At 51.4% G+C, this 22,510-nt stretch carries 24 protein-coding genes; 11 read left to right on the top strand and 13 right to left on the bottom strand.

Translation table 11 applies throughout. The annotated features are described in order from the left end of the window. From spoT to gmk, 3 genes are read right to left on the bottom strand one after another with little or no spacing between them, the layout of a single operon-like run. A complete protein-coding gene (spoT, locus tag AC1DUO_RS16070) occupies positions 1-2,109 on the bottom strand; it encodes a bifunctional GTP diphosphokinase/guanosine-3',5'-bis pyrophosphate 3'-pyrophosphohydrolase (RefSeq protein ID WP_477987955.1) in 2,109 nt (702 codons plus the stop codon). A gap of 19 nt (positions 2,110-2,128) precedes the next feature. Next, on the bottom strand, positions 2,129-2,404 hold the full coding sequence (gene rpoZ, locus AC1DUO_RS16065; RefSeq protein ID WP_013577639.1) for a DNA-directed RNA polymerase subunit omega: 276 nt from the start codon (positions 2,402-2,404) through the stop codon (positions 2,129-2,131). A gap of 54 nt (positions 2,405-2,458) precedes the next feature. Beyond that, positions 2,459-3,082 (bottom strand): guanylate kinase, encoded by a 624-nt coding sequence (gene gmk / locus AC1DUO_RS16060; RefSeq protein WP_013577638.1) that lies wholly within the window; start codon positions 3,080-3,082, stop codon positions 2,459-2,461. Between the two features lie 278 nt (positions 3,083-3,360). Between gmk and ligB the strand changes: the two genes are divergently transcribed. Further along, positions 3,361-5,064: an NAD-dependent DNA ligase LigB gene (gene ligB / locus AC1DUO_RS16055; RefSeq protein ID WP_112197354.1), complete on the top strand. Its 1,704-nt coding sequence runs from the start codon at positions 3,361-3,363 to the stop codon at positions 5,062-5,064. A gap of 20 nt (positions 5,065-5,084) precedes the next feature. Here ligB and AC1DUO_RS16050 read toward each other — a convergent pair whose 3' ends face one another. Continuing rightward, complete coding sequence (locus AC1DUO_RS16050; RefSeq protein WP_013577636.1) at positions 5,085-5,702, bottom strand: trimeric intracellular cation channel family protein; 618 nt, start codon at positions 5,700-5,702, stop codon at positions 5,085-5,087. A gap of 343 nt (positions 5,703-6,045) precedes the next feature. Between AC1DUO_RS16050 and AC1DUO_RS16045 the strand changes: the two genes are divergently transcribed. Further along, positions 6,046-6,666, top strand: a complete 621-nt coding sequence (locus tag AC1DUO_RS16045) for a TetR/AcrR family transcriptional regulator (RefSeq protein ID WP_013577635.1) — start codon at positions 6,046-6,048, stop codon at positions 6,664-6,666. A 145-nt stretch (positions 6,667-6,811) separates the two neighbouring features. Then, positions 6,812-8,086, top strand: a complete 1,275-nt coding sequence (fabF, locus tag AC1DUO_RS16040; protein WP_013577634.1) for a beta-ketoacyl-ACP synthase II — start codon at positions 6,812-6,814, stop codon at positions 8,084-8,086. 79 nt (positions 8,087-8,165) lie between these two features. Here the strand turns inward: fabF and AC1DUO_RS16035 are convergent, their stop codons facing one another. Continuing rightward, positions 8,166-9,029 (bottom strand): YicC/YloC family endoribonuclease, encoded by an 864-nt coding sequence (locus tag AC1DUO_RS16035; protein WP_013577633.1) that lies wholly within the window; start codon positions 9,027-9,029, stop codon positions 8,166-8,168. A gap of 248 nt (positions 9,030-9,277) precedes the next feature. On the opposite strand from AC1DUO_RS16035, the gene rph reads away from it, so the two are divergent. The 4 genes from rph (at position 9,278) to AC1DUO_RS16015 (ending at position 13,481) form a co-directional block, all read left to right on the top strand. Then, entirely contained in the window at positions 9,278-9,994 is a 717-nt protein-coding gene (gene rph, locus AC1DUO_RS16030) for a ribonuclease PH (protein WP_013577632.1), read from the top strand. Between the two features lie 83 nt (positions 9,995-10,077). Further along, positions 10,078-10,719 (top strand): orotate phosphoribosyltransferase, encoded by a 642-nt coding sequence (gene pyrE / locus AC1DUO_RS16025; RefSeq protein ID WP_037035354.1) that lies wholly within the window; start codon positions 10,078-10,080, stop codon positions 10,717-10,719. Between the two features lie 31 nt (positions 10,720-10,750). Next, a complete protein-coding gene (locus tag AC1DUO_RS16020) occupies positions 10,751-12,958 on the top strand; it encodes a DUF4401 domain-containing protein (RefSeq protein WP_119262203.1) in 2,208 nt (735 codons plus the stop codon). Then, a complete protein-coding gene (locus tag AC1DUO_RS16015; protein ID WP_013577629.1) occupies positions 12,945-13,481 on the top strand; it encodes a GDYXXLXY domain-containing protein in 537 nt (178 codons plus the stop codon). The genes AC1DUO_RS16020 and AC1DUO_RS16015 overlap by 14 nt, the downstream gene beginning before the upstream one ends. A gap of 53 nt (positions 13,482-13,534) precedes the next feature. Here the strand turns inward: AC1DUO_RS16015 and slmA are convergent, their stop codons facing one another. From slmA to coaBC, 3 genes are all read right to left on the bottom strand, one after another. Continuing rightward, positions 13,535-14,131, bottom strand: a complete 597-nt coding sequence (gene slmA, locus AC1DUO_RS16010) for a nucleoid occlusion factor SlmA (protein ID WP_013577628.1) — start codon at positions 14,129-14,131, stop codon at positions 13,535-13,537. Positions 14,132-14,302: 171 nt separating this feature from the next. Further along, positions 14,303-14,761 (bottom strand): dUTP diphosphatase, encoded by a 459-nt coding sequence (gene dut, locus AC1DUO_RS16005; RefSeq protein ID WP_162906087.1) that lies wholly within the window; start codon positions 14,759-14,761, stop codon positions 14,303-14,305. Next, positions 14,739-15,956 (bottom strand): bifunctional phosphopantothenoylcysteine decarboxylase/phosphopantothenate--cysteine ligase CoaBC, encoded by a 1,218-nt coding sequence (gene coaBC, locus AC1DUO_RS16000; RefSeq protein WP_162906086.1) that lies wholly within the window; start codon positions 15,954-15,956, stop codon positions 14,739-14,741. Before coaBC ends, dut begins: the two co-directional genes overlap by 23 nt. Before the next feature lie 184 nt (positions 15,957-16,140). On the opposite strand from coaBC, the gene radC reads away from it, so the two are divergent. From radC to mutM, 4 genes are all read left to right on the top strand, one after another. Beyond that, a complete protein-coding gene (gene radC / locus AC1DUO_RS15995; protein WP_013577625.1) occupies positions 16,141-16,821 on the top strand; it encodes a RadC family protein in 681 nt (226 codons plus the stop codon). A 266-nt stretch (positions 16,822-17,087) separates the two neighbouring features. Then, on the top strand, positions 17,088-17,324 hold the full coding sequence (gene rpmB, locus AC1DUO_RS15990; protein ID WP_004931195.1) for a 50S ribosomal protein L28: 237 nt from the start codon (positions 17,088-17,090) through the stop codon (positions 17,322-17,324). An 11-nt stretch (positions 17,325-17,335) separates the two neighbouring features. Next, positions 17,336-17,503, top strand: a complete 168-nt coding sequence (rpmG, locus tag AC1DUO_RS15985) for a 50S ribosomal protein L33 (RefSeq protein WP_004392084.1) — start codon at positions 17,336-17,338, stop codon at positions 17,501-17,503. A gap of 140 nt (positions 17,504-17,643) precedes the next feature. After that, positions 17,644-18,453, top strand: a complete 810-nt coding sequence (gene mutM, locus AC1DUO_RS15980; protein ID WP_013577624.1) for a bifunctional DNA-formamidopyrimidine glycosylase/DNA-(apurinic or apyrimidinic site) lyase — start codon at positions 17,644-17,646, stop codon at positions 18,451-18,453. An 8-nt stretch (positions 18,454-18,461) separates the two neighbouring features. On the opposite strand, the gene coaD is transcribed toward mutM, so the two are convergent. The 5 genes from coaD to AC1DUO_RS15955 all read right to left on the bottom strand — a co-directional run. Continuing rightward, the gene (gene coaD, locus AC1DUO_RS15975; RefSeq protein ID WP_013577623.1) at positions 18,462-18,944 is read right to left on the bottom strand and encodes a pantetheine-phosphate adenylyltransferase; all 483 of its coding nucleotides are present in this window, start codon (positions 18,942-18,944) and stop codon (positions 18,462-18,464) included. Between the two features lie 6 nt (positions 18,945-18,950). Continuing rightward, positions 18,951-19,718 (bottom strand): glycosyltransferase family 2 protein, encoded by a 768-nt coding sequence (locus AC1DUO_RS15970; RefSeq protein ID WP_013577622.1) that lies wholly within the window; start codon positions 19,716-19,718, stop codon positions 18,951-18,953. After that, entirely contained in the window at positions 19,718-20,992 is a 1,275-nt protein-coding gene (waaA, locus tag AC1DUO_RS15965) for a lipid IV(A) 3-deoxy-D-manno-octulosonic acid transferase (protein WP_477987928.1), read from the bottom strand. The genes AC1DUO_RS15970 and waaA overlap by 1 nt, the downstream gene beginning before the upstream one ends. 120 nt (positions 20,993-21,112) lie before the next feature. Further along, positions 21,113-22,258 carry a glycosyltransferase family 4 protein gene (locus tag AC1DUO_RS15960; RefSeq protein WP_119262201.1) on the bottom strand — a complete coding sequence of 382 codons (1,146 nt, stop codon included), beginning with the start codon at positions 22,256-22,258 and terminating at the stop codon, positions 21,113-21,115. Continuing rightward, a partial coding sequence (locus AC1DUO_RS15955) for a glycosyltransferase family 9 protein (protein ID WP_477987925.1) occupies positions 22,251-22,510 on the bottom strand: 260 nt, incomplete at its 5' end. The genes AC1DUO_RS15960 and AC1DUO_RS15955, both read right to left, overlap by 8 nt.

Genomic DNA, 22,510 nt, shown 5'->3' with positions numbered 1-22,510 from the left:
TCAGTTTCGGTTGCGGGTAACTTTGATGACGTCCGGCATGATACGGATTTTACGCATGATATTCGCCAGATGAACGCGATCGCGGGTCGTCAGGCGGATAAAGGCGCTGTAGACGCGACCGTCTTTTTCTTCGGTGCTCAGATTCTGAATGTTCGACTGCGCGGCATTAATTGCAGCGGTCAGGTTCGCCAGTGCGCCCTGATGGTTGAACATATCAACTTTGATTTCAGCGATAAATTCCTGATCAGTTTCCTGGTGGTTATCCCAGTCAACGGCCATGAATTTCTCAGGTTCTTTCTGATAACCGCGAATATTACGGCAGGATTCATGATGGATCACCAGCCCTTTGCCCGGACTGACGTGGGCAATAATCGGGTCACCCGGAATCGGACGGCAACATTTCGCGAACGTGATCAGCACGCCATCTGCGCCTTTAATCGGCAGATTACGGGTACCTGACGATGCCATTGAAGACTGGTCACCCATCAGGTTTTTGGCAACCACAACGCTCATGGCATTGCCGAGACCGATTTCCGCCAGCAGGTCATCCATCGCGGCGAGCTTCATACGATCCAGCTCGTTTTTGATGTTTTCCGGCGGAATGTCTGACAGTTTTTTACCGGCACCCAGCGCATGATTCAGCAGGCGACGGCCAAGTGAAACCGAATCATCACGTTTCAGGTTCTTCAGCATCTGGCGGATTTTGGCGCGTGCACGTGAGCTGACGACAAAGTTCAGCCAGGCAGCATTCGGGCGGGCGCCCGGTGCGGTAATGATTTCGATAGTTTGTCCGCTGGTCAGCGGCTGCGAGAGCGGATACGGTTGGCGGTCAACGCGCGCGCCAACGCAGGCATGGCCGATATCGGTATGCACAGCATAAGCAAAGTCGACCGGTGTCGCGCCCGCAGGCAATTCGACGATACGACCTTCCGGCGTAAAGACGTAAATCTCGTCCGGGAACAGATCCGATTTCACGCTCTCAATAAATTCAAAGGAGTTGCCTGCACTTTGTTGCAGCTCAAGCAGACTCTGTAACCAACGCTGAGCACGGATCTGTGCGGTGGTACTGGTTTCACTGTTCTCTTTATAAGCCCAGTGAGCCGCAACCCCCATCTCCGCCATCTGATCCATATCTTCCGTACGGATCTGTACTTCAACCGGCACACCATGCGGACCGATTAGTGATGTATGCAAAGATTGATAGCCGTTGGCTTTTGGGATGGCGATGTAATCTTTAACCCGACCCGGACGCGGTTTGTACAGGCTATGTGCCTGTCCTAACACGCGATAACAGGTATCGAGTTCTTTAACGATCACCCGGAAGGCGTAGATATCCATAATAGAATGGAAACGCTGTTCCTTCAGGTGCATTTTGCAATAGATAGAATACAGGTGTTTTTCGCGACCACTGACACGGCACTGAATGCCGGCTTCGGTTAAACGGCCTTCAATCTCAGAGAGGATTTTCTGGATCATCTCTTTACGGTTACCAMGCGCAGCTTTCACCACTTCTTTGATGACGCGATAACGGTTTGGATAAAGGGCTTCGAAGCCCAGCTCTTCGAGCTCGGTTTTCAGGTGATGAATACCCAAACGGTGTGCCAGCGGGCTGTAAATTTCCAGCGTTTCACGGGCAATGCGGCGACGTTTGTCCGGGCGTAAAGAGCCCAGCGTGCGCATGTTATGAGTACGGTCAGCGAGTTTGATCAAAATGACGCGGATATCTTGCACCATCGCCATGACCATTTTGCGGAAGTTTTCCGCTTGCGCTTCTTTCTTATCACGGAATTTCAGCTTGTCTAACTTTGAAACGCCTTCAACCAGCTCAGCAACGCTTTTGCCAAACAGTTGTTCCATGTCCTGGTAAGTTGCAGGCGTGTCTTCGATAACGTCGTGTAATAACGCCGCCATCAGAGTCTCATGATCGAGCCTCATTTCAGCCAAAATACATGCCACGGCCACCGGGTGAGTAATATACGGCTCACCGCTGGAACGTGTTTGCCCCTCGTGCGCGTCCCGCGCCACGAGGTAAGCCTGCACGAGGCGCTTAATTTGCTCCTCCGGCAGGTATTTTTGAATCAGTTGATTCAGGCTTTCAAAGATATACAAGTGAGATCCGTTTCGTTAATTAACGACGGCCTTCAGCGATGGCAGTCACTGCCTGAATCTCTGCGGCTTCCTGCTCCTGTTGCTCCTGACGGTCACGAACGTCGAGGATCTGATTGGTGATCAGGCCTTCTTCGATTTCGCGCAGGGCAATTACAGTGACTTTATCGTTTTCTTCAGCGACCAGTGGATCTTTACCACCAGATTGCAGCTGGCGTGCGCGACGAGCAGCCACCAACACCAGGTCAAAACGGTTACCAATTTTTTCAACAGCGTCTTGAACAGTTACGCGTGCCATATATGTGCTACTCCACAGGGTGACGAAAGACTGGGCATAATACTGAAAGTGACTTCAGTCTGCCAATAGTTTGGTGATTAATCCGTCATGACGGAGCCGCTGACGGCTCAGACGCAGACGTTCAGCGCGAATAATGGTTTTTAAATCCGATAAAGCCAGATCAAAATCATCATTCACAATTAAATAGTCGTATTCGGCAAAGTGTGTCATTTCAGCTACGGCTTGTGCCATACGTTTTGCGATAACGGCTTCGCTGTCTTGCCCGCGGCCACGCAGGCGACGGTCTAGCTCATCTTTCGATGGCGGTAAGACAAAAATACTGCGTGCCTGCGGCATTTTTTTCCGAATTTGCTGCGCGCCTTGCCAGTCGATATCCAGAAAAACATCCACACCCGACGCTAAAACCTGCTCAATGGTTTCACGCGAAGTCCCGTAATAGTTACCAAAAACTTCTGCGTGTTCTAAAAAGGCATCACGTTCAATCATCTCGCGAAACGCTTCTTTGTCGACAAAGAAGTAATGCTCGCCATCTTTCTCGCCCGGACGTATAGCTCGGGTCGTATGAGAAATAGAAACCTGTGTGTCGTAGAGCGGTTGTGTTTTAAGTAAAGCCTGAATCAGACTTGATTTGCCTGCTCCACTAGGGGCGGAGACAATATATAGCGTGCCTTGAACCATGATGACGTTTCAACTGAATGGGTTGATAGGAAGTATGCGAAGAGTGATCTCTCGCACAGTATACACGCTCGCTGCATTCGGTGCAGCGCCCAGACGTATTTCATCGCAACTTTGCCAGAGAAAATAGCCTTTCCTGACAGATTTACGTGCCGCATTCCAAATTTTTTCTTCGTTGCAGCAACAGATGAAATAACCAGGAAGGTATCTCGCAAGAAGGGGTTATGCCACTGGCAGGAAAAATTACACCGGCGTTTACTTGCCTTCACAAGGAGGTGCCAATGCGCCAGTTTATTTTTCTCATCTGCCTGTTCCCTTTTGCTTTCTCTGCTTACGGTAAGAATATGCCGTCGCCAGACTGCCCTGTCTGGCCATCAGAACGCCTGACACAGGAAACCCACCATCTCACCGCTCAGCTGACCCAGTGGGATGCAGCCTACCATCAGTCTGGCAGCAGCCCGATAGAAGATTCGGTCTATGATCATTTGCGTCAGAAACAACGTCTCTGGCTACAGTGTGCCAGCCAGCCGGTGCCTGAACTAACAGTGCCAGCGAGTGATGATGCTGAATTTACGCATCCGGTGGCTCATACCGGCCTGCATAAAATGAAAGATAAACATGCTGTCGCAAACTGGATGCAAGGGCGAAAGAATCTGTGGGTGCAGCCCAAAATCGATGGCGTAGCGGTGTCGCTGATTTACCGTTATGGGCAGCTGGCCGCACTGGTAAGTCGTGGCGATGGTGAGAAAGGACAAAACTGGACGGTAAAAGCCGCGTCAATTCCGGCGATCCCGCTGCATATCCCGGACATGAGCCCTGAGTTGATATTACAGGGCGAGCTTTATCTGTTGATGACCGGTCATCAACAAAGTGCTGATGGCGGGATGAATGCAAGATCAAAAGTTGCGGGTGCAATGATGCGTGCTTCTGCTTCTGCTTCTGACCTGCTGAAGCAGACGGGTATTTTTATCTGGTCATGGCCGGATGGACCCACGCTTATGGCTGACCACCTGGAGAAGCTGAGCCAGTTCGGTTTTCCGGTTGTGGCTCAGTTCACGCATGCGGTGAGCGCTGTCGAAGATGTGGAAAAGTGGCGTGAAGACTGGTTTCACCAGCCTCTGCCTTTTGCGACGGATGGTGTGGTTGTTCGTCAGCAAGAAGAGCCTGCCGGGAAATACTGGCAAAATAAACCCGCAGTCTGGGCGGTTGCCTGGAAATATCCGCCCGCCAGAGAGCTCACCGATGTCACGGGTATCACCACCACCACAGGACGAAGCGGGAAAGTGACCGTTATCCTCAACCTGAAGCCCCTGAGGCTGGACGATAAGTTAGTCAGTAAGGTGAGTGTGGGATCGGTTAGCCGGTTCAGACAATGGGATGTTCTTCCTGGCGATCAGGTCGCTGTCGCGCTGGCCGGACAGGGGATCCCGCGCCTTGATGAAGTGACATGGCGGGTAAGTAAGCGTACGGAAATGCCTTTGCCTGAACCAACGCGCTATAACGCACTTTCCTGCTTTACGCCTGAACCGGGCTGTATGCAGCAGTTTCTCTCACGTCTGATCTGGCTTAGCGGGCCGGAAGCGTTAGATATGGCGGGGTTCGGCGGGGCCACATGGCAAAAGTTACTGGATGCTTCCCCGGCGGATTCTCTGATCAGTTGGTTAAGCTTTAACGAGAAAGAGCTGGCTGCGGTTCCGGGTATCGGTGTTAAACAGGCGCAAAAACTGATGGCGCAAATTCATCTTGCACGCGAAAGGAGCTTCCGGCGCTGGCTGTCAGCAATAGGATTTCCTTCTTTTGCCCTGGGATTTGCAGAACGCCAGCAAAGCTGGAACAGGTTGAAACAGCTGACGTCTCGCGACTGGGAAATGACTGAGGGGATCGGGAGAAAGCGGGCCGCTCAGGTTTTTGATTTTATTCATCATCCGGACGTTGAGATTTTGACCGAAGCTCTGAGGCAGGCGCAATTGCCTGCATTCCGCTAACGGGCTACAGGAAGGACGCATTAGTGGTCCGAATGCGGGTAATTAAACACAGGCAATCCAAGGCGAAAACGCAGCGCAATAAGACGCGCGGTAAAGCCGATCAGTAACGTGATAATAACCACCAGATTGTGGGGCAGTGAGAAATATTGTAGCCCGATGTAAACCCAGGCTGAGGCAAATGACACGCCGGCATAAATTTCTTTCTGAAAGACCAGCGGGATCTGATTACACATCATGTCCCGCAGCACGCCGCCAAAAACACCGGTAATGACCGCACAAACCGAAGCAATGATAGCGCCATGTCCCATATCGAGGGCAACTTGTGTCCCGATAATGGAAAACACCACCAGCCCCACGGCATCAAGCACTAAAAAGAGCTTTCGCAGATGTTGCATTAAAGGAGCCAGCCAGGTGGTCATTAGCGCGGCCACAGCCACAATCACGATGTACTCCGGATGCTTAACCCATCCCAATGGGTAATGCCCTAAAAGCATGTCGCGAACAGAACCGCCGCCAATGGCCGTCGCTGCAGCAATAATAATGACGCCAAAGGAGTCCATTTTCCGACGTCCGGCAGCCAGAGCACCGGTCATGGCTTCTGCGGTGATCCCAATAATATAAAGAACGGTGAGTAACATGGATGTGCGCCAGACAAATCAGTCAGTGAGGAAACGGTAGCCGCGTAGAGTAATGAGTTTCCCATTAGCTGGCGACTGAGTTTTTCTTTTACATGGCTTTTAACATTACTTTATCTAATGATGATTTCTCTCGTGTCAGCCATTACTAAAGGGTAAGAGAAAATGTTGTATTATTTTAGATTAGAAAATTGGTGATTACTCGTTTGTTTTGACGGTGCTTTTCCATTTATCCATGACGCCGTTTTTTATCAGAGGTGAATTTTCTTCGCTTATAGGTTACGATTAATTAAAATCGTCACTCATTGACGCACGGCTTAATTGTTTAATCTGCCCGGAGGAGTGTATGAAGCCCGATATTCCGGTTGCGTTAACACAGCGTGGACCTGCCGAGCACGAACGGCGTGAACAAATTATAGATGCGGCATTCGAGCACTTTCGTCTTTATGGCTATGCCAAAACGTCGGTGGCGGATCTTGCCAAGTCGATTGGCGTTTCAAGTGCTTATATTTATAAGTTTTTTGAGTCTAAACAAGCTATTGGCGAAGCCATTTGCTCGCAGCGGGTGGGGCAGATAGATGAAGCGCTCATGGTGATTGCGCAAAGTGACCAAAGTGCGACTCTGCGCCTGAGATCTATTTTTAAAACGCTGCTGACACGTAGTCTGGATCTCTTTTTCCTGGACAGGAAATTACATGATCTGGCCGCGATAGCCTCAGCTCAGCGATGGAAATCCACATTAAATCATCGTGCTATGATATACAGCATTGTTGAGAAAGTGGTTGCCGACGGCCGGGAATCCGGTGAATTTGAGCGTAAAACGCCGCTGGATGAGGTTTGTATGGCGATCACCACGGTGACAACCCCCTTCTCGCATCCGTTATTGCTGGAACAAAAAACACCTGAACAACTGGAAGAACGCGTTCAGGCAATCACCAGCCTGGTGTTGCGTAGCCTCGCAAAGTAGGCACAATAAAATTTTGGGTTACGGGTTTACAAAAACGTAATTCGTCACATACTGTCAGGCTTTATTATCCAGAAACCCGTTTCTGGCCGGTTCATGTAATCGCCTGCAGAAACTTACGTCTTATACAGACAGAGAGGAATGTTTTATGACTCATCGTCGAGTGGTTATTACCGGCATGGGGGCTGTGAGTCCTCTGGGCTGTGATATCGAAACTATCTGGAAGCGTCTGCTGGCCGGTCAGTCTGGTATCCGAGTTTTGCCGGAAGAGATTGTTGAAACGTTGACTGTGAAAATTGGTGGTCAGGTACAAACTAAAGAACAGGACCCTGAGTCAGGATTCGATCCGGATATGTTCGTGGTACCGAAAGACCAGAAAAAAATGGACCGTTTCATTCTGTTTGCGATGGCTGCTGCGGATATGGCTATTGCTGATGCCGGCTGGAAAGCAGAAACGCAGGAACAGCAGGAACGTACCGCAACAATCATCGGTTCTGGTATCGGCGGCTTCCCGGCTATTGCCCATGCCGTGCGCACCAATGACAGCCGTGGCGCTAAGCGTTTGTCGCCTTTCACTATACCTTCATTCCTGGTGAATCTGGCGTCTGGCCAGGTTTCGATTAAACATCAGTTCAAAGGCCCGATTGGCGCACCGGTAACGGCTTGCGCGGCAGGTGTTCAGGCGATTGGTGATGCAGTGCGTTTGATTCGCAATGACGAAGCCGATGTTGCGCTTTGTGGCGGCGCAGAAGCGGCGATTGATACCGTGAGCCTGGGCGGTTTTGCTGCAGCGAAGGCCATGTCTACCGGTCATGAAGATCATCCGGAAAAAGCCTCCCGTCCGTTTGACAGCGCGCGTGATGGTTTCATCATGGGCGAAGGCGCAGGCATGCTGGTGATCGAAGAGCTGGAACATGCGAAGGCACGTGGCGCCAAAATTCTGGCTGAGATTGTCGGTTACGGCACCAGCGGTGACGCCTACCACATGACGTCCGGTGCGGAAGATGGCAACGGTGCGGGCCGCGCGATGAAAATCGCCCTGCGTCAGGCGGGTATTCAGCCATCAGACGTGCAACATCTGAATGCTCACGCTACGTCTACGCCGGTGGGTGATCTGGGTGAAATCAATGCGATTAAAACCCTGTTTGGCACTGACGGCAAACTGGCTGTTACGTCTACCAAATCTGCGACCGGACACTTGTTGGGCGCGGCTGGCGGGCTGGAGACGATCTTCACCATTCTTGCCGTACGTGACCAAATCGTTCCTCCGACGCTGAATCTGGAAAACAAAGACGAAGCGGCTGCCGGTCTGAACATCGTCGGTAATACTGCGCAGAAACATGACATCACCTATGCCTTATCAAACGGTTTCGGCTTCGGTGGCGTTAATGCCTGTGTATTGTTGAAACGCTGGGAAGACTAATTTCTTTCTTCGCTGACGCATAAAAAAACGCCTCGGGTTTTATGACCGGAGGCGTTTTTTATTATGCGGGGGAGAGGATTTACTCGATGTTCTGAATTTGCTCGCGCATTTGTTCGATCAACACTTTCAACTCGATGGCTGACGTCGTGACATCAGCATTGATAGATTTAGATGCCAGTGTGTTCGATTCGCGGTTAAATTCCTGCATCATAAAATCAAGACGACGGCCCACGGCTTCTTCTTTCTTCATGATTTTATGTGTTTCTTTGACGTGCGCTTCAAGTCGGTCCAGCTCTTCAGCTACATCGACACGCTGCGCCATTAGAACCAGTTCCTGCTCCAGACGGGTATTTTCCAGCTGAACCTGCGCATCTTCCAGTTTGCTGACCAGGCGCTCGCGCTGCCATTGCAGAATATTTGGCATCTGGGCGCGGACTTTTACCACTTCTGCACTCACACCGTCGAGACGCTGTTCGATCATCGTTTTCAGTGCGGCACCTTCGCTTTCGCGTGCGCTGATAAAATCGTCCAGTGCTGTTTCCAGCGCCAGCAGCAACTCGGTGCTGATGGCATCCAGATCCTGTTCTTCAGCCAGCATCACGCCCGGCCAGCGCAGGACTTCCAGCGGATTAATTTCGCCTTCATCACTTTGCATTTTCACCCATTGCGCGGCTTCAACCAGCTGTTTCGCCAGTTTTTCATTGAGCTGCAACGTGCTTTGTGCGCCCGGATCGAGATCAAAACGCAGATTACATTCGACTTTACCGCGGGTAAGCCGGGCGCGAATGCGCTCACGGACAACCGGCTCCAGGCTGCGGAATTGCTCGGGCAGACGGATGTAGGTTTCGAGATAACGTTGGTTTACCGAGCGGAGTTCCCACGCTGCGCTGCCCCAGTCACCCTTAATTTCGCGTCGGGCATAAGCGGTCATACTTCTGATCATGTATGCGTACCTGTTAATGTAAAGATGCAGCGATTATAGCCGTGCCATGCCAGTCATGATAGGTATAACCTCCTGAAGTCCGTATCCCCGTCACCCTTCAGGCTGCCTCTGCGTTGGCGTCGTTTACTCATTCCGGTCGCTTACGTGAGTAAGCTCGCGGAGTTCATTCACTTGCCGCCTTGATGCAACCTGAATGTTTTTGGGTATAATGCGCAGCCAAACATGATTCGTGACCCGGAGAAGTATCCATGCGTCCAGCAGGCCGAAATGCACAACAAGTGCGCCCCGTAACACTGACCCGCCATTACACTAAACACGCTGAAGGTTCCGTGCTGGTGGAGTTTGGTGATACTAAAGTGCTATGTACCGCGACGGTGGAGGAAGGTGTTCCGCGTTTTCTGAAAGGTCAGGGACAAGGTTGGATCACCGCAGAGTACGGCATGTTGCCGCGTTCTACCCATACGCGTAATGCGCGTGAAGCCGCAAAAGGCAAGCAAGGCGGTCGTACTCTGGAAATTCAGCGTCTGATTGCCCGTTCCCTGCGTGCTGCGGTGGATCTGAAAAAGCTGGGTGAATTCACCATTACGCTCGACTGTGATGTGTTGCAGGCGGACGGCGGCACGCGCACTGCGTCCATTTCTGGTGCTTGCGTTGCTCTGGCGGATGCACTGAATGCGCTGGTAGCTGCAGGTAAACTGAAAGCTAATCCGATGAAAGGCATGGTTGCAGCGGTTTCCGTAGGCATCGTGAAAGGCGAAGCGCTGTGTGATCTCGAGTATGTCGAAGACTCAGCGGCAGAAACCGACATGAACGTGGTGATGATGGAAGATGGCCGCATGATTGAGGTGCAGGGCACCGCAGAAGGTGAGCCATTCAGCCACGAAGAGTTACTCGGTTTACTTGCTCTCGCCAGAGGGGGCATCGACACTATCTTCCAGGCGCAGAAAGCGGCGCTGGCGGAATAATTTTTTAAGGCGACTGAGAAGTCGCCTTTTTTATGGCCTGCGGGCTGACAATAAGAAATAAGACGTTATAGAGGAGACCATCAATGAAAGCCTATCAGCGCCAGTTTATTGAGTTCGCACTGAACAAACAGGTTTTGAAATTCGGTGAATTTACCCTGAAGTCCGGGCGCATCAGCCCTTACTTCTTCAATGCTGGTCTATTTAATACTGGCCGTGATCTGGCGTTACTGGGACGTTTTTATGCCGAAGCATTGGTGGATTCCAAAATTGATTTCGATTTAGTGTTTGGCCCGGCTTACAAAGGTATTCCAATCGCGACGACCACCGCGGTTGCACTGGCTGAGCATCATGAGCGCGATGTGCCATACTGCTTTAACCGCAAAGAAGCCAAAGACCATGGTGAAGGCGGCTTGCTGGTCGGCAGCCCTTTGCAGGGGCGTGTCATGCTGGTCGATGATGTGATCACCGCCGGTACTGCCATCCGTGAATCGATGGAAATCATCAACGCGAACAAAGCCACTCTGGCTGGCGTATTGATTTCTCTGGACCGTCAGGAACGTGGACGCGCAGATATCTCCGCTATTCAGGAGGTTGAGCGCGACTATCATTGCAAAGTGATTTCAATTATTACGCTGGCCGACCTGATTGAGTATCTGGAAGAAAAGGCGGAAATGGCTGACCATCTGGCTGCTGTGCGGGCTTACCGGCAGGAGTATGGTGTTTAATATCGGGTAAAACCTCAAAGGCAGGGATGTCATGACACAAACTGAAGCCGGCAGCAAAGAATGGATGCCTTCGCGGGCGGCAGAGTTTTTCTGTCGCCAGACGGAGCGTCTGGTCAAAAGCGGTAGCCTGACGCCGGCCGCATGTCAGCGTATTTATGACTTTTGTGGCGTCCGGCCGGGTTATCCCGAATGGCAGAAATTTCTGGTTCCCTTACTCTCCCTGCTGGGTCTGTTATCACTGGTGGCCGGTGCCGTATTCTTTGTAGCCTGGAACTGGGCAGATATGCCAAAGATGGCAAAATTTGCGCTGGCCGAGTTACTGATCGTTGCGCTTGCCGTCGTCGTCTGGTGGCGCTGGTATGACGGGATTGCACGCAGTGCCTTGCTGGCTGCGGGTCTCGGCTTTGGTGCTCTGTTTGCCCTTTATGGCCAGATTTATCAGACGGGTGCCGACAGTTGGGAGCTGTTCAGGGCCTGGCTGTTTGTTTTCCTGCCTTTAGCCTTAATCGCCCGACAGAACAGTCTGTGGTTCTGCTCCTGGTTACTTGCCAATCTGACGTTTCAGCTCTATTACGCCACGGTGTCTATGTCCCTGATGGACAGCGCCGTATTCGACGGTCTCGACTATTTCCCCACAACTGCGCTCTACAGCTATCTGATTGCGCAGACGTTGTGCATGATCATTCGCGAAGTTCTGGCCATGCGGGTCATTAAGCACAATCCCCACTCCTGGCTTGCCAGYCGCTGGTTTTCCCGGGTGATGGCTGGTTTCCTGCTATTAGTGCTGACTTGCATTGTTGCCGAAAATATATCCGGTTGGGGATACGATACCCCTCACCCCTTCGTCACCGCCTTATGGCTGGCAGTCTTAGTGGTGAGTTACTTCTTTTATCGTTATCGCTATCCTGATCTCTGCATGCTGACTCTGGGAACCGCCAGCGCAGCGGCAGTGGGATGTGTGCTGATCATGCAGATGTTCGACAGTTCTTACGATGTGGGTGGCCTGTTTATGCTGGGCTGTCTGATGGCTTTATGGCTGGCGGGATGTGGCGCCCTGATGCTCTACTGGCGGCGTAAACTCTATGAGAGCCAGCCGGTCGAGGTTTCTTCCACGGAAATGGCAGTGCTGACGGAACAACTACGCCGAAATGATTTGCTTAGTCAGGTGCAAATTGAAGAGATTCAGCAATACGATCACTCCTCTCATCTTCCCTGGTACCTGCGACTGACACTGGGTATCGGTGGCTGGGTCGCCGCGATGATTATTTTATTTCTGCTGATTCTGGTGCTGTATGTTGTCGACCTGCTCAATGACCCCAATGCAGCCACGGTGATTATCCCTTCTCTGCTCCTTGCAATTGTCGCGGGTGGGCTTTTGCGCATGCAGGGCGTGAGTAAGCATCATATCGGGCTGGCATGGGCGATAGCCGCGACCTGCGGCCTCTGTTTTGGTTTCTATCTTCTCTTTGAACCTGACTGGGAAATGTCCTTCCTGGTGGGCTCGCTCTGTTCATTACCGGTGCTTGCGTTGATGGCGCTGGCAATGCGCGATCGTACTTTCCGCTTTATGGCGATAACGGCGCTGACATTTTTGCTGATCCTTTCCGGCAATTTGCTGACAGGGATGTATTTACCGCCGGTCACCCGTTTTTGGGCGGTTTCAGCGCTGGTTACTGTCATTGTGATTTTCTGGCTGTGGATTATCAGAGAACAAATTAACTTAAAAGCCACATCATGGGCTGAGGCTGTTTTCCCCCTCCTCTGGGGTATTCCTTCCGGCCTGATATTGCAGTGTTTTTCCGCCATTAACACCTCGCTTCTCTTCGATGTTTTCTGGCGGCCAGCGGGGTATTTTCCTCTTTCGGGAGGAACTGGCGCAGGCATTGCCGCAGGTTTAGTACTGGTGTGTTTGTATCAGACTGTTGTGAAAAAGACGCCATCAGCAATGCTGTATCTGGTGGCGGCGGTTGTGTGTGGCGTCGCAGCCTTTTATGCGCCGGGAATTGGCCTGGGGCTGTGGCTATTACTGATGGCGCGTTATCAGGGAAATCAGGGGGTTTTAGCCGCGAGCGGCTGTTTCCTCGCGCTGTATGTTATCGACTGGTATTACTTCCTCGGCGTCAGCTTATTACAGAAATCCCTTCTGATGTTTGTCACAGGCGTGGTGTTGCTGGCGCTGGCCTTTGCAGCCAAAAAACTGATCCCCGTGCGTAAGGAGGAAGCTTATGCAAACCCGTAATCTGAGGAAATGGCTGTCAGGAGTAGTGATACTGCTGGCACTGATCGCAGTGAATGCGGGTATCTGGCAAAAAGAGCAGGTGCTTAAACAGGGCGCGGTAATGATATTGCAGCTTGCGCCGGTTGATCCGCGTTCTTTGATGCAGGGGGATTACATGGCTCTCAATTATGCCATCACGCGATCTTTGCAAGAGGAGTTATACCAGCAACGTCAGGGTTGTAATTCTCTTCCACAGACGCCTTGTTTTCCTGTTAGTGGCAAAATTATTGTGGCAGTTAATGAGCACCGGCAGGTCACTCAGGCGCGGTTTGATAGCGGTGACCCGCTGAAGCCCGATGAATTACGGGTTAACTATCATATGAATGCCGGAACACTGATGGTGGGAACTAATGCGTATTTTTTCCAGGAAGGGCAAGGTGAACGTTTCGCCCGTGCGCGTTATGGTGCATTTCGGGTAGGTGATGACGGCACAGCGTTACTGACCGCGATGCTGGATGAAAATGGGAAAATGATTCAGCCATAATATGAAAAAGGGCCTTTCGGCCCTTTTTAGATTTGACGTTTGTCCCTGCGCGTTTATTGCAGCTGAGCAGAGATAAGTGGCCAGCGGGTATCGAAGTCCTGAGTCGGTTTGTACTTGAATTCAGAGCGTACAAAACGTGACAGCATCCCTTCGCAAAATGCCAGTAACTGGCTGGCGAGTAGAGTTTCATCGCTGATGAATCCGCTGCCTTCACGCATTTTCTTTTCCCGCAGTACCTGACGCAGTTGCGCTTCAATCCGCTCGAAAAGTTGGTTGATGCGGCCCTGCAAACGGTCCTGTTCAAACATCAGGGCATGGCCGGTCATAATACGGGTCAATCCCGGATTACGCTCGGCAAACCCTAAAATCAGCAGCAAAATCAGACGTATTCTGTTTAGCGTATCCTTTTCATCCTGCAGGATGAGATTGATACGGGTGATCAGACTGTCTTCGATAAACTCAATTAAGCTGTCAAACATCCGCGTTTTACTGGGAAAATGACGATAAAGAGCTGCTTCTGAAACCCCCACGCTGGCGGCGAGCTTTGCAGTCGTGATCCGCTGGCTGCCGTCGCTGGACTGAAGCATTTGCGCTAATGCCTGCAAAATCTCTTCGCGCCTGTTCCTTTTTGTCGTTTCTTTCTCTGCCATGTCTGAATAGACCCTTGCTAAAAAACGGCTAAAATCATGGAGAAACCGCACAACTGCCGCATGAATCGCTGTGATCCTGCGGCTTATTTCGTTCCCTTCGCGTTGTTACGGTCTGATAGTGATAAGGATCTGTTCAATATCGCGTCAAAATCAGCGGTGCTGAACAGGTTCTTATTGGCGACCTGAGTGGCCAAAGCCCCCTTCGCCGCGTTCACTGGCGTCAAAATCTTCCACCAGATTGAATTCTGCCTGAACGACAGGCACAAACACCATCTGAGCAATGCGCTCGCCCGGTTCGATAACAAATGTTGTCTGACCACGGTTCCAGACGGACACCATAAGTTGGCCCTGATAATCTGAATCGATAAGGCCAACCAGATTGCCCAGTACAACGCCGTGTTTATGACCCAGACCGGAACGTGGCAAAATCACCGCCGCCAGATTAGCATCACCAATATGGATAGCCAGACCTGTTGGCAGCAGTGTGGTTTCGCCCGGTTTCAGTTCTACAGAAGCATCCAGACAGGCGCGTAAATCCAGACCCGCAGACCCCGGTGTCGCGTAAGCCGGTAAAGCGAAAGTCGAACCGATGCGCGGGTCGAGAATTTTAATGTCGATTTTTTTCATCATAACGGCTGACAATCTCTTCTAATAAACGTTGGCCAAGCAGGGACTTATCGCTGAGTGGTAAGATTTTATCCCCGTCCTGCCAAAAAAGATGCAAGGCATTGGAATCGCTGTTGAAACCTTGCCCGGCAAGTGAAACATCGTTGGCGCAGATCAGATCCAGATTCTTACGGATCCTTTTTTGCCGCGCGTATTCTTCCACATTCTGGGTTTCAGCGGCAAACCCCACGACGTAAGGCCGGTTTTCTGTCATGGCCGCGACGCCAGCGACGATGTCAGGGTTTTTAATCATTTTTACAGTGATTTCATCGCCTTGCTTTTTGATCTTCTCATCAGCAATACGTTCTGCGCGATAATCCGCCACGGCAGCGCAGGAAATAAAAATATGCTGAGAAGTTGCCGAAAGCTGGACGGCTTGCTCCATTTCCAGCGCACTTTCCACATCAATACGATGAACACGGGCAGGCGTCGGTTGCGTCACCGGCCCGGCGATCAGCGTTACTTTGGCACCACGTTCAGCGGCGGCTTTGGCAATGGCAAAACCCATTTTGCCGGAACTGTGATTACTGATGAAGCGGACAGGATCCAGCGGCTCACGGGTGGGGCCTGCGGTCACCATAATATTCAGATGCGCCAGATCCTTGCGCGAAGAGAAATGCGCATTGGCCATATCCACAATCACCAGCGGGTCCAGCATACGTCCCGGGCCAACATCGCCGCAGGCCTGACTGCCGCTGTCCGGCCCCCACAACAATGTGCCCCGTGCTGCCAGGCTTTGCAGGTTTTCTTGCGTGATGGCCGCACGATACATTTGCTGGTTCATCGCAGGAAGTACCGCGACCGGTGCCGCTGTCGCCAGACACACCGTCGTCAGCAGATCATTTGCCATGCCAGCATTCATGCGAGCCAGCAAATCCGCTGTGGCAGGCGCGATAATGACTAAATCTGCCCATTTCCCTAACTCGATATGTCCCATTGCCGCTTCGGCCGCCGGATCAAGCAGGTCGTCAGAAACCGGATAGCCAGAAACAGCCTGCAGGCTCAGCGGAGTCACGAAAAATTTCGCCGCTTCTGTCATGACGACGCGAACTTCAGCGCCTCTTTCACGTAAGCGACGTACCAGTTCTGGTGCTTTATAGGCAGCGATACCACCGCTGATACCGAGCACAATATGTTTGCCGGAAAGTCCCGTCATCATCATTGTCCGATTGGTTGAAAGCTGAAAGAAGCGACATTTTAGCATAACGGGGAATGATGACAGCTATTGGCGATGCGTCGAAAGTTGAGGAATAAAAATTCTGCGTAACATCTCGCAAGCCGACATACCGGACGTTATGACTGGGAGAATGCTGTGACACAATCGCCGCAAAAAAGGAGTCAGGATGACGAAACAGCAAAACCAGTGGCCGGGAGTGATGCCACCGCGCGAAAAATTATTGCAGCAAGGGGCAAAAGAGCTGACGGATCAGGAATTGCTGGCGATTTACCTGCGTACAGGATGCCGGGGATTGCATGTGATGGACCTGGCAAAGAATCTGCTGGAAGAGTTCGGTTCATTGCATCAGTTACTGATGGCGGATTTTGACGCCATGGCGCGCACGAAAGGAATGGGGGTTGCCAAGTTTTCGCAACTTGTGGCGGTGTCCGAATTATCCCGCCGCGCTTATCTGCGCCACCTGAGTGCCGAAAATGCGATGCTCAGCCCCAAAGTTATCCGTGAATATTTGCAGAATTTACTCGTTTTTCGGGAAAGAGAGGTGTTCCTGGTACTTTTTCTCGACAACCAGCATCGCGTTATTCGCCATGAGGAGATGTTTGCTGGTACTATTGGGCACGTAGAAGTGTATCCCCGCGAAATTGTTCGTGGTGCGATGAAGGTTAATGCGGCAGCCCTAATTCTGGCGCATAATCACCCATCCGGTCGGGCTGAGCCCAGTCTGATGGACAGAAAAGTAACTGAACAGATTATTCGAGCGTGCCAGTTGCTGGAAATTCGTGTCCTTGACCATTTGGTTGTAGGCCACGGAGAAACGGTATCTTTTGCCGAACGCGGCTGGATTTAACTTCGTTTTTTGAAGATCCTTAGGGATCTTTAGCTGTTCGGGACTTGAGCACTTACGCTACAGAGCGTATACTACGCCACCTTTGAGAATCTTGGGTTTGGCGTTAAGAGCCTATCTCAGCAGGTTTCTGACCTGATGAATTGGTTTTTTACCCGACGACAGTGAGTCGGTTCTCAGTGGAGTTTGCTGAGATGGGCTCTAAAAGCCTGACGAGGCGGCCATACCCTATACGAAGCTCGAGCTGATTTGATTTTTGGAGAATAGACATGTCCCGAGTCTGCCAAGTTACTGGCAAGCGCCCGGTGAGCGGTAACAACCGTTCCCACGCAATGAACGCGACCAAACGCCGTTTTCTGCCGAACCTGCACTCCCACCGTTTTTGGGTTGAGGCTGAGAAGCGCTTTGTAACTCTGCGTGTATCTGCTAAAGGTATGCGTGTTATTGATAAGAAGGGTATTGAGACGGTCTTGGCCGATCTGCGTGCCCGCGGTGAGAAGTATTAAGGAACTGCATCATGGCTAAAGGTGTTCGCGAGAAGATCAAGCTGGTTTCTTCTGCTGGTACTGGTCACTTCTATACCACCACGAAGAACAAGCGTACTAAGCCGGAAAAATTGGAACTGAAGAAATTCGATCCAGTTGTCCGTCAACACGTGATCTATAAAGAAGCTAAAATTAAATAATTTTAGTGGATTGCTAAAACCCGGCTCCGGCCGGGTTTTTTATTGCCTGAATTTCGTGATTTCCATTTAGTGCGACTTTTATTTGCCTGATGTCGGTGTCTGCGACACACTTTGAACACGATTTTGCTCAAGGGGAAATTATGCCGGAATTACCTGAGGTTGAAACCAGCCGCAGAGGGATTGAACCCTATCTGAAAGGTCACACGATACTGCATGCCATTGTGCGTAATCCGCGCCTGCGCTGGCCTGTCTCGGCGGAGATCTTAGCGTTAAGCGATCAGCCGGTTCTGAGTGTGCAGCGTCGGGCAAAATATCTGCTGGTTGAGCTGCGAACCGGATGGATTATCATTCATCTGGGCATGTCCGGCAGTTTGCGGGTATTGCCGGAAGAAACTGAAGCAGGTAAGCATGACCACGTTGATCTGGTGATGGATACCGGCCATGTGCTGCGTTATACCGATCCGCGACGTTTTGGTGCCTGGTTATGGTCTTCTGATCTGGCGGCCAGTAATGTCTTAGCCCATCTGGGGCCGGAACCGCTGAGCGAGGATTTCAACGCAGATTATCTGTTTGAGAAATCCCGTACGAAGAAATCGCCAATCAAACCCTGGCTGATGGATAACAAACTGGTGGTCGGCGTCGGGAATATCTATGCCAGCGAATCCCTGTTTGTTGCCGGTATTTCACCTGACAGACCTGCACATTCGCTCAAACGTGATGAGACGGAATTGCTGGTGAGAACCATCAAAGCGGTATTGCTGCGCTCTATTGAACAGGGCGGGACGACGCTGAAAGACTTTCTACAGTCAGATGGGAAGCCAGGATATTTTGCACAGGAACTGCAGGTATACGGCAGAACGGGCGAGCCTTGCCGCGCATGTGGTACGCCCATTGAGAGTAAGAAACACGCTCAGCGCACCACGTTTTTTTGCCCGCGCTGTCAGCGCTAACGCATGATTCAGGCGCTGATTTTTTCCATCAGTGCCTGAGTAATGATTTGCGGCAGGAAAGGCGTGATATCCCCACCGTGGCGGGCGACTTCTTTGACCAGCGAAGAAGAAATAAACGACCATTCTTTTGAGGGCATCATGAACACGCTTTCCAGCGTTGGCAGCAAATGTCGGTTCATGTTCGCCAGTTGCATCTCATATTCAAAATCAGACACCGCACGTAATCCCCGTACCAGCACGTTTGCGCCCTGATTTTTGGCGAAATTCGCCATCAAATCGCTGAAACCAATGACTTCAACATTATCCAGATGGGATGTGACCTGGGTCGCCAGCGCCACGCGTTCATCCAGCGAAAACATCGGTTTTTTGCTCGGGCTGGCCGCAATCGCAAGAATGACCTGGTCGAACATCAGCGCCGCACGGGTGACGATATCGAGATGCCCGTTGGTCATCGGGTCGAAAGTGCCGGGATAAATTGCCTTAGTGCTCATGACGGCTCACTTTTGCAGTTGGTGGCTGAGTGCCCACAGGGCGGCATATTTATTGAACGTATATTGTGCATTGACGCCTGCCAGGATCAACCCCTGCTTTCCATCCATAAAACCGGCCCGCAGGATCCAGGTTTTGACGAATGCGCCCAGCGTATGCGAAAGAATTGAGGAAAAACTGCAACGGCGACCTTGCTGATGGCGTTGCTCTGCCCACGCCTGCGCATAGCTGAGCTGTTTACGCTGGAAAACGAAAAGGTCGCGACAGGTGAGATGCAGCAGGTCACCTTGCAAAGCAACGACAGTCGCATTGCCTGTGTTCAGTGATTCATGCACCAGATCGTCGTTGTAGCAGAATGTAGCAGGGTACAGGCGGTTGACCCGATCAGGATACCAGCCGCTGTGGCGCATGAATTTTCCGAGGAACAGATTACTGCGTCCGAGGCTATAAACGGTATTTTCCTGCGGGCAATTCAGCACGGTTTCAATCGACTGTCGTAATTCAGGGGTGACACGCTCGTCGGCATCGATCATCAAAATGTAGTCACCGGTGGCATGACTTTGCGCCAGCTGGCGCTGTTTGCCAAAACCCGGCCACTCTGTGTTCTGGAATACTTTAGCGCCGAAGTGGCGGGCAACATCCTGCGTCGCATCGTTGCTGCCGGAATCGAGCAGAATTATTTCATCTGCCCAGTCTACTGACTTAAGGCATTCCGGCAATAAATCCGCCTCATTACGGGCAATCAGCACGACGGATAAACGTTTTTTATCAGCCATTAATGACTCCGGATGGGCAGATAAGGCTCCAGTAAATGCAGCAGGCGCTGTAACGCCCCCTGATTTTGATGCAGAACTTCAACGGCATGGCGACCGTAATACAAACGGTAGTCTTCATCGGTCAACAGTGTAGAAATTTCTTTCACCAGCGATGCAGTATCAGTGACCGTGATCAGACCGTCGTCCTGAGCCAGCTTGGCGCAGATGTCTTTGAAATTGAAGGTATGGGGTCCCATCAGCACCGGAATTGCGTGGGCTGCCGCTTCCAGGGGATTATGGCCTCCGCGATCGACCAGACTGCCACCGACAAACGCCAGGTCAGCAATGCCATACAGCAACATTAATTCGCCCATCGTATCGCCGATCACGACCTGAGTGGCCGAAGAAGGAACTTCCCCTGAGCTGCGCTGAATGAAAGAGAGGCCAGCTTTGCGCGTCAGCTCACAAGCTACCGGGAAACGTTCAGGATGGCGCGGCACCAGAATAAGCAGCAAGTTCGGATGCGCTTTCAGCAGCTCTTTGTGCGCCTCCAGCAGTAAAGTTTCTTCGCCTTCATGCGTACTGGTAGCGATCCACACCTGACGGCGTGATGCCCACTGGCTGCGCAGTGCAATGGCTTTTGCCGCCAGCTCCGGGGTGACCGAGATATCGAATTTCAGGCTACCGGTCACCGCAAGCTGGTTGCGTTTGAGTCCTAAAGATAAGAAGCGTTCACCATCTTCCTGATTCTGTGCGGCGATCAGTGTAATGCGTTGCAAAATGGTACGGATGAATTTGCCTAGCTTCTGGTATCCCTTCGCTGAGCGGGCAGAAAGACGGGCATTGGCGATAACCAGTGGAATTTTGCGACGATGCAATGCACTGATAAGGTTCGGCCAAAGCTCGGTTTCCATAATGATTACCAGCTTGGGGTTAACCTCATCCAGGAAACGATTTACGGATCCGGCCAGATCATAAGGCAGATAGACGTGGTGCACACCCTTGCCAAAAGCGGACTGAACACGCTCTGAGCCTGTCGGTGTCATGGTGGTGACGGTAATTGGCAGAGAAGGATAACGGTGGCGTAATGCGCGGACTAAAGGGATCGCTGCCAGCGTTTCTCMAACGGAAACGGAATGCAGCATAATGCCGCCGGAGACAACCTTTCCTTTGCAGAAGCCATAACGTTCAGCCCAGCGTTTACGATAGGCGGGCGACTTGCGGCTGCGCAAAAGTAAACGGATCCAAATCAATGGCTGAATTAAATATATGATTATATTATAAAAAATATTCATCTTTTATCAGGCGTTGCATAAGGGAAAGTCAATTTCATAGAGCGAAAATAGTCCCGGCGGATAGATGGGCACATGTTATCAGATAAGTGTGATCGACTCATCATGTCAGCGCCTGCGTCCTCAGACCAGTAACGAGTGATAAAGTGTAACCAACTGTTTTGAAAGGTTTTTAGGGCTGTAAGGTAAAATCCGGTCTCTTGCCGCATTTCCCATCTGGTCATTTTCCTGACGGGAAGGAATTTTATTGACGTATTCGCTAAGTCTTATCACATCCAGCGCATCGCAAACGAAGCCTTCGCGCCCCTGCATAATAAACTCTGCGCCACCACAGGTTTCGCTGGTGATAACGGGCAATCCGCAGGCCATGGCTTCAAGAATCACGTTCGGGAACGGGTCGTATAATGTCGGCAGAATCATGCCATCGGCCGCATGGTAATAAGGGAGTACGTTGTTTTGTACGCCGACAAAGCGGACCCGGTCTGCGCACCCTGATTGTTGAGCCAGCGACGCATATTTTTTCTGGTCTTTATCTTGTCCGACGACAATGAGGTAGCGATCGCCACAAGCGATAGCTTCAATGGCAGGCTTCAGCCCTTTGCGTTCAAAACCTGAACCTACGTAAATCAGTGCCACGGCCTGCGCAGGAATTGAAAGCATTTCACGCGCAGCAAGGCGCTGTGCATCTGTCGCCGGTACGAATTTTTGGGAATCAATGGCGTTATAGATCACTTCAAAACGGCTCTCATCAACTCCGTAACAGCGGATGATATCCCGTTTTACCATCTCAGAATTGCAGATGATTTTTTTCAATGCCGGGGAGTGGAACATCTCTTCTTCGGCTTGCAGGACATAGCGGTGGTAGGGGCTGATTTTTGTAAGAAAACGCTGAAGAGGGGAAATGACACGCGCCCGTTGTTCCAGCCAGACACGATGTGCACCATCGCCGGCCCGGAAAATGTCGCAACCCGGAATACGTTCGTGGCTTTGCACTATGTCGAAATGTTCCTGTTTCCAACATTGTTGCGCAGCAGCGGCAAAACCCTTCTCACGTGAAACACGGCCATACTTTGCCGGATTACACAGATGAATTTTCCATTGCGGATTTGGCTTGCCTTCCCACTGGCGGGTAATAATATTCAGATCAATATTTTGGTCATCCAGTGCCTCCAGGGCGCGGGAAATAAAACGTTCCGCGCCGCCATCCGGGCGATATTTTTGTCTGACAATCGCTAAACGGATGTTTTTCCCACTGGCGGCATTAGTCATGCAGATAACTCCTGGCTGCATCAATCACATCACTGACAGGGATTGCATGCAGATAACGTTGTTGAGTTTTCGTATCGATCGAATCGGGTGCGGGTAGCGGCGCGTAGTCCCCCGCCCAGAGAGTGGTATTATTTTTGCCCCATGGACGCCAGTGCTGCATTTTCGTCGGGCCGAATAAGGCGACGCAAGGCGTATTAAGCGCTGCGGCCATATGCATCGGCGCAGAATCCACCCCAATAAAGAGTTTTGCAC

This window comes from Rahnella sp. P4_A8 (assembly GCF_056402435.1).
This window is presented reverse-complemented; position numbering and strand designations above follow the sequence as displayed.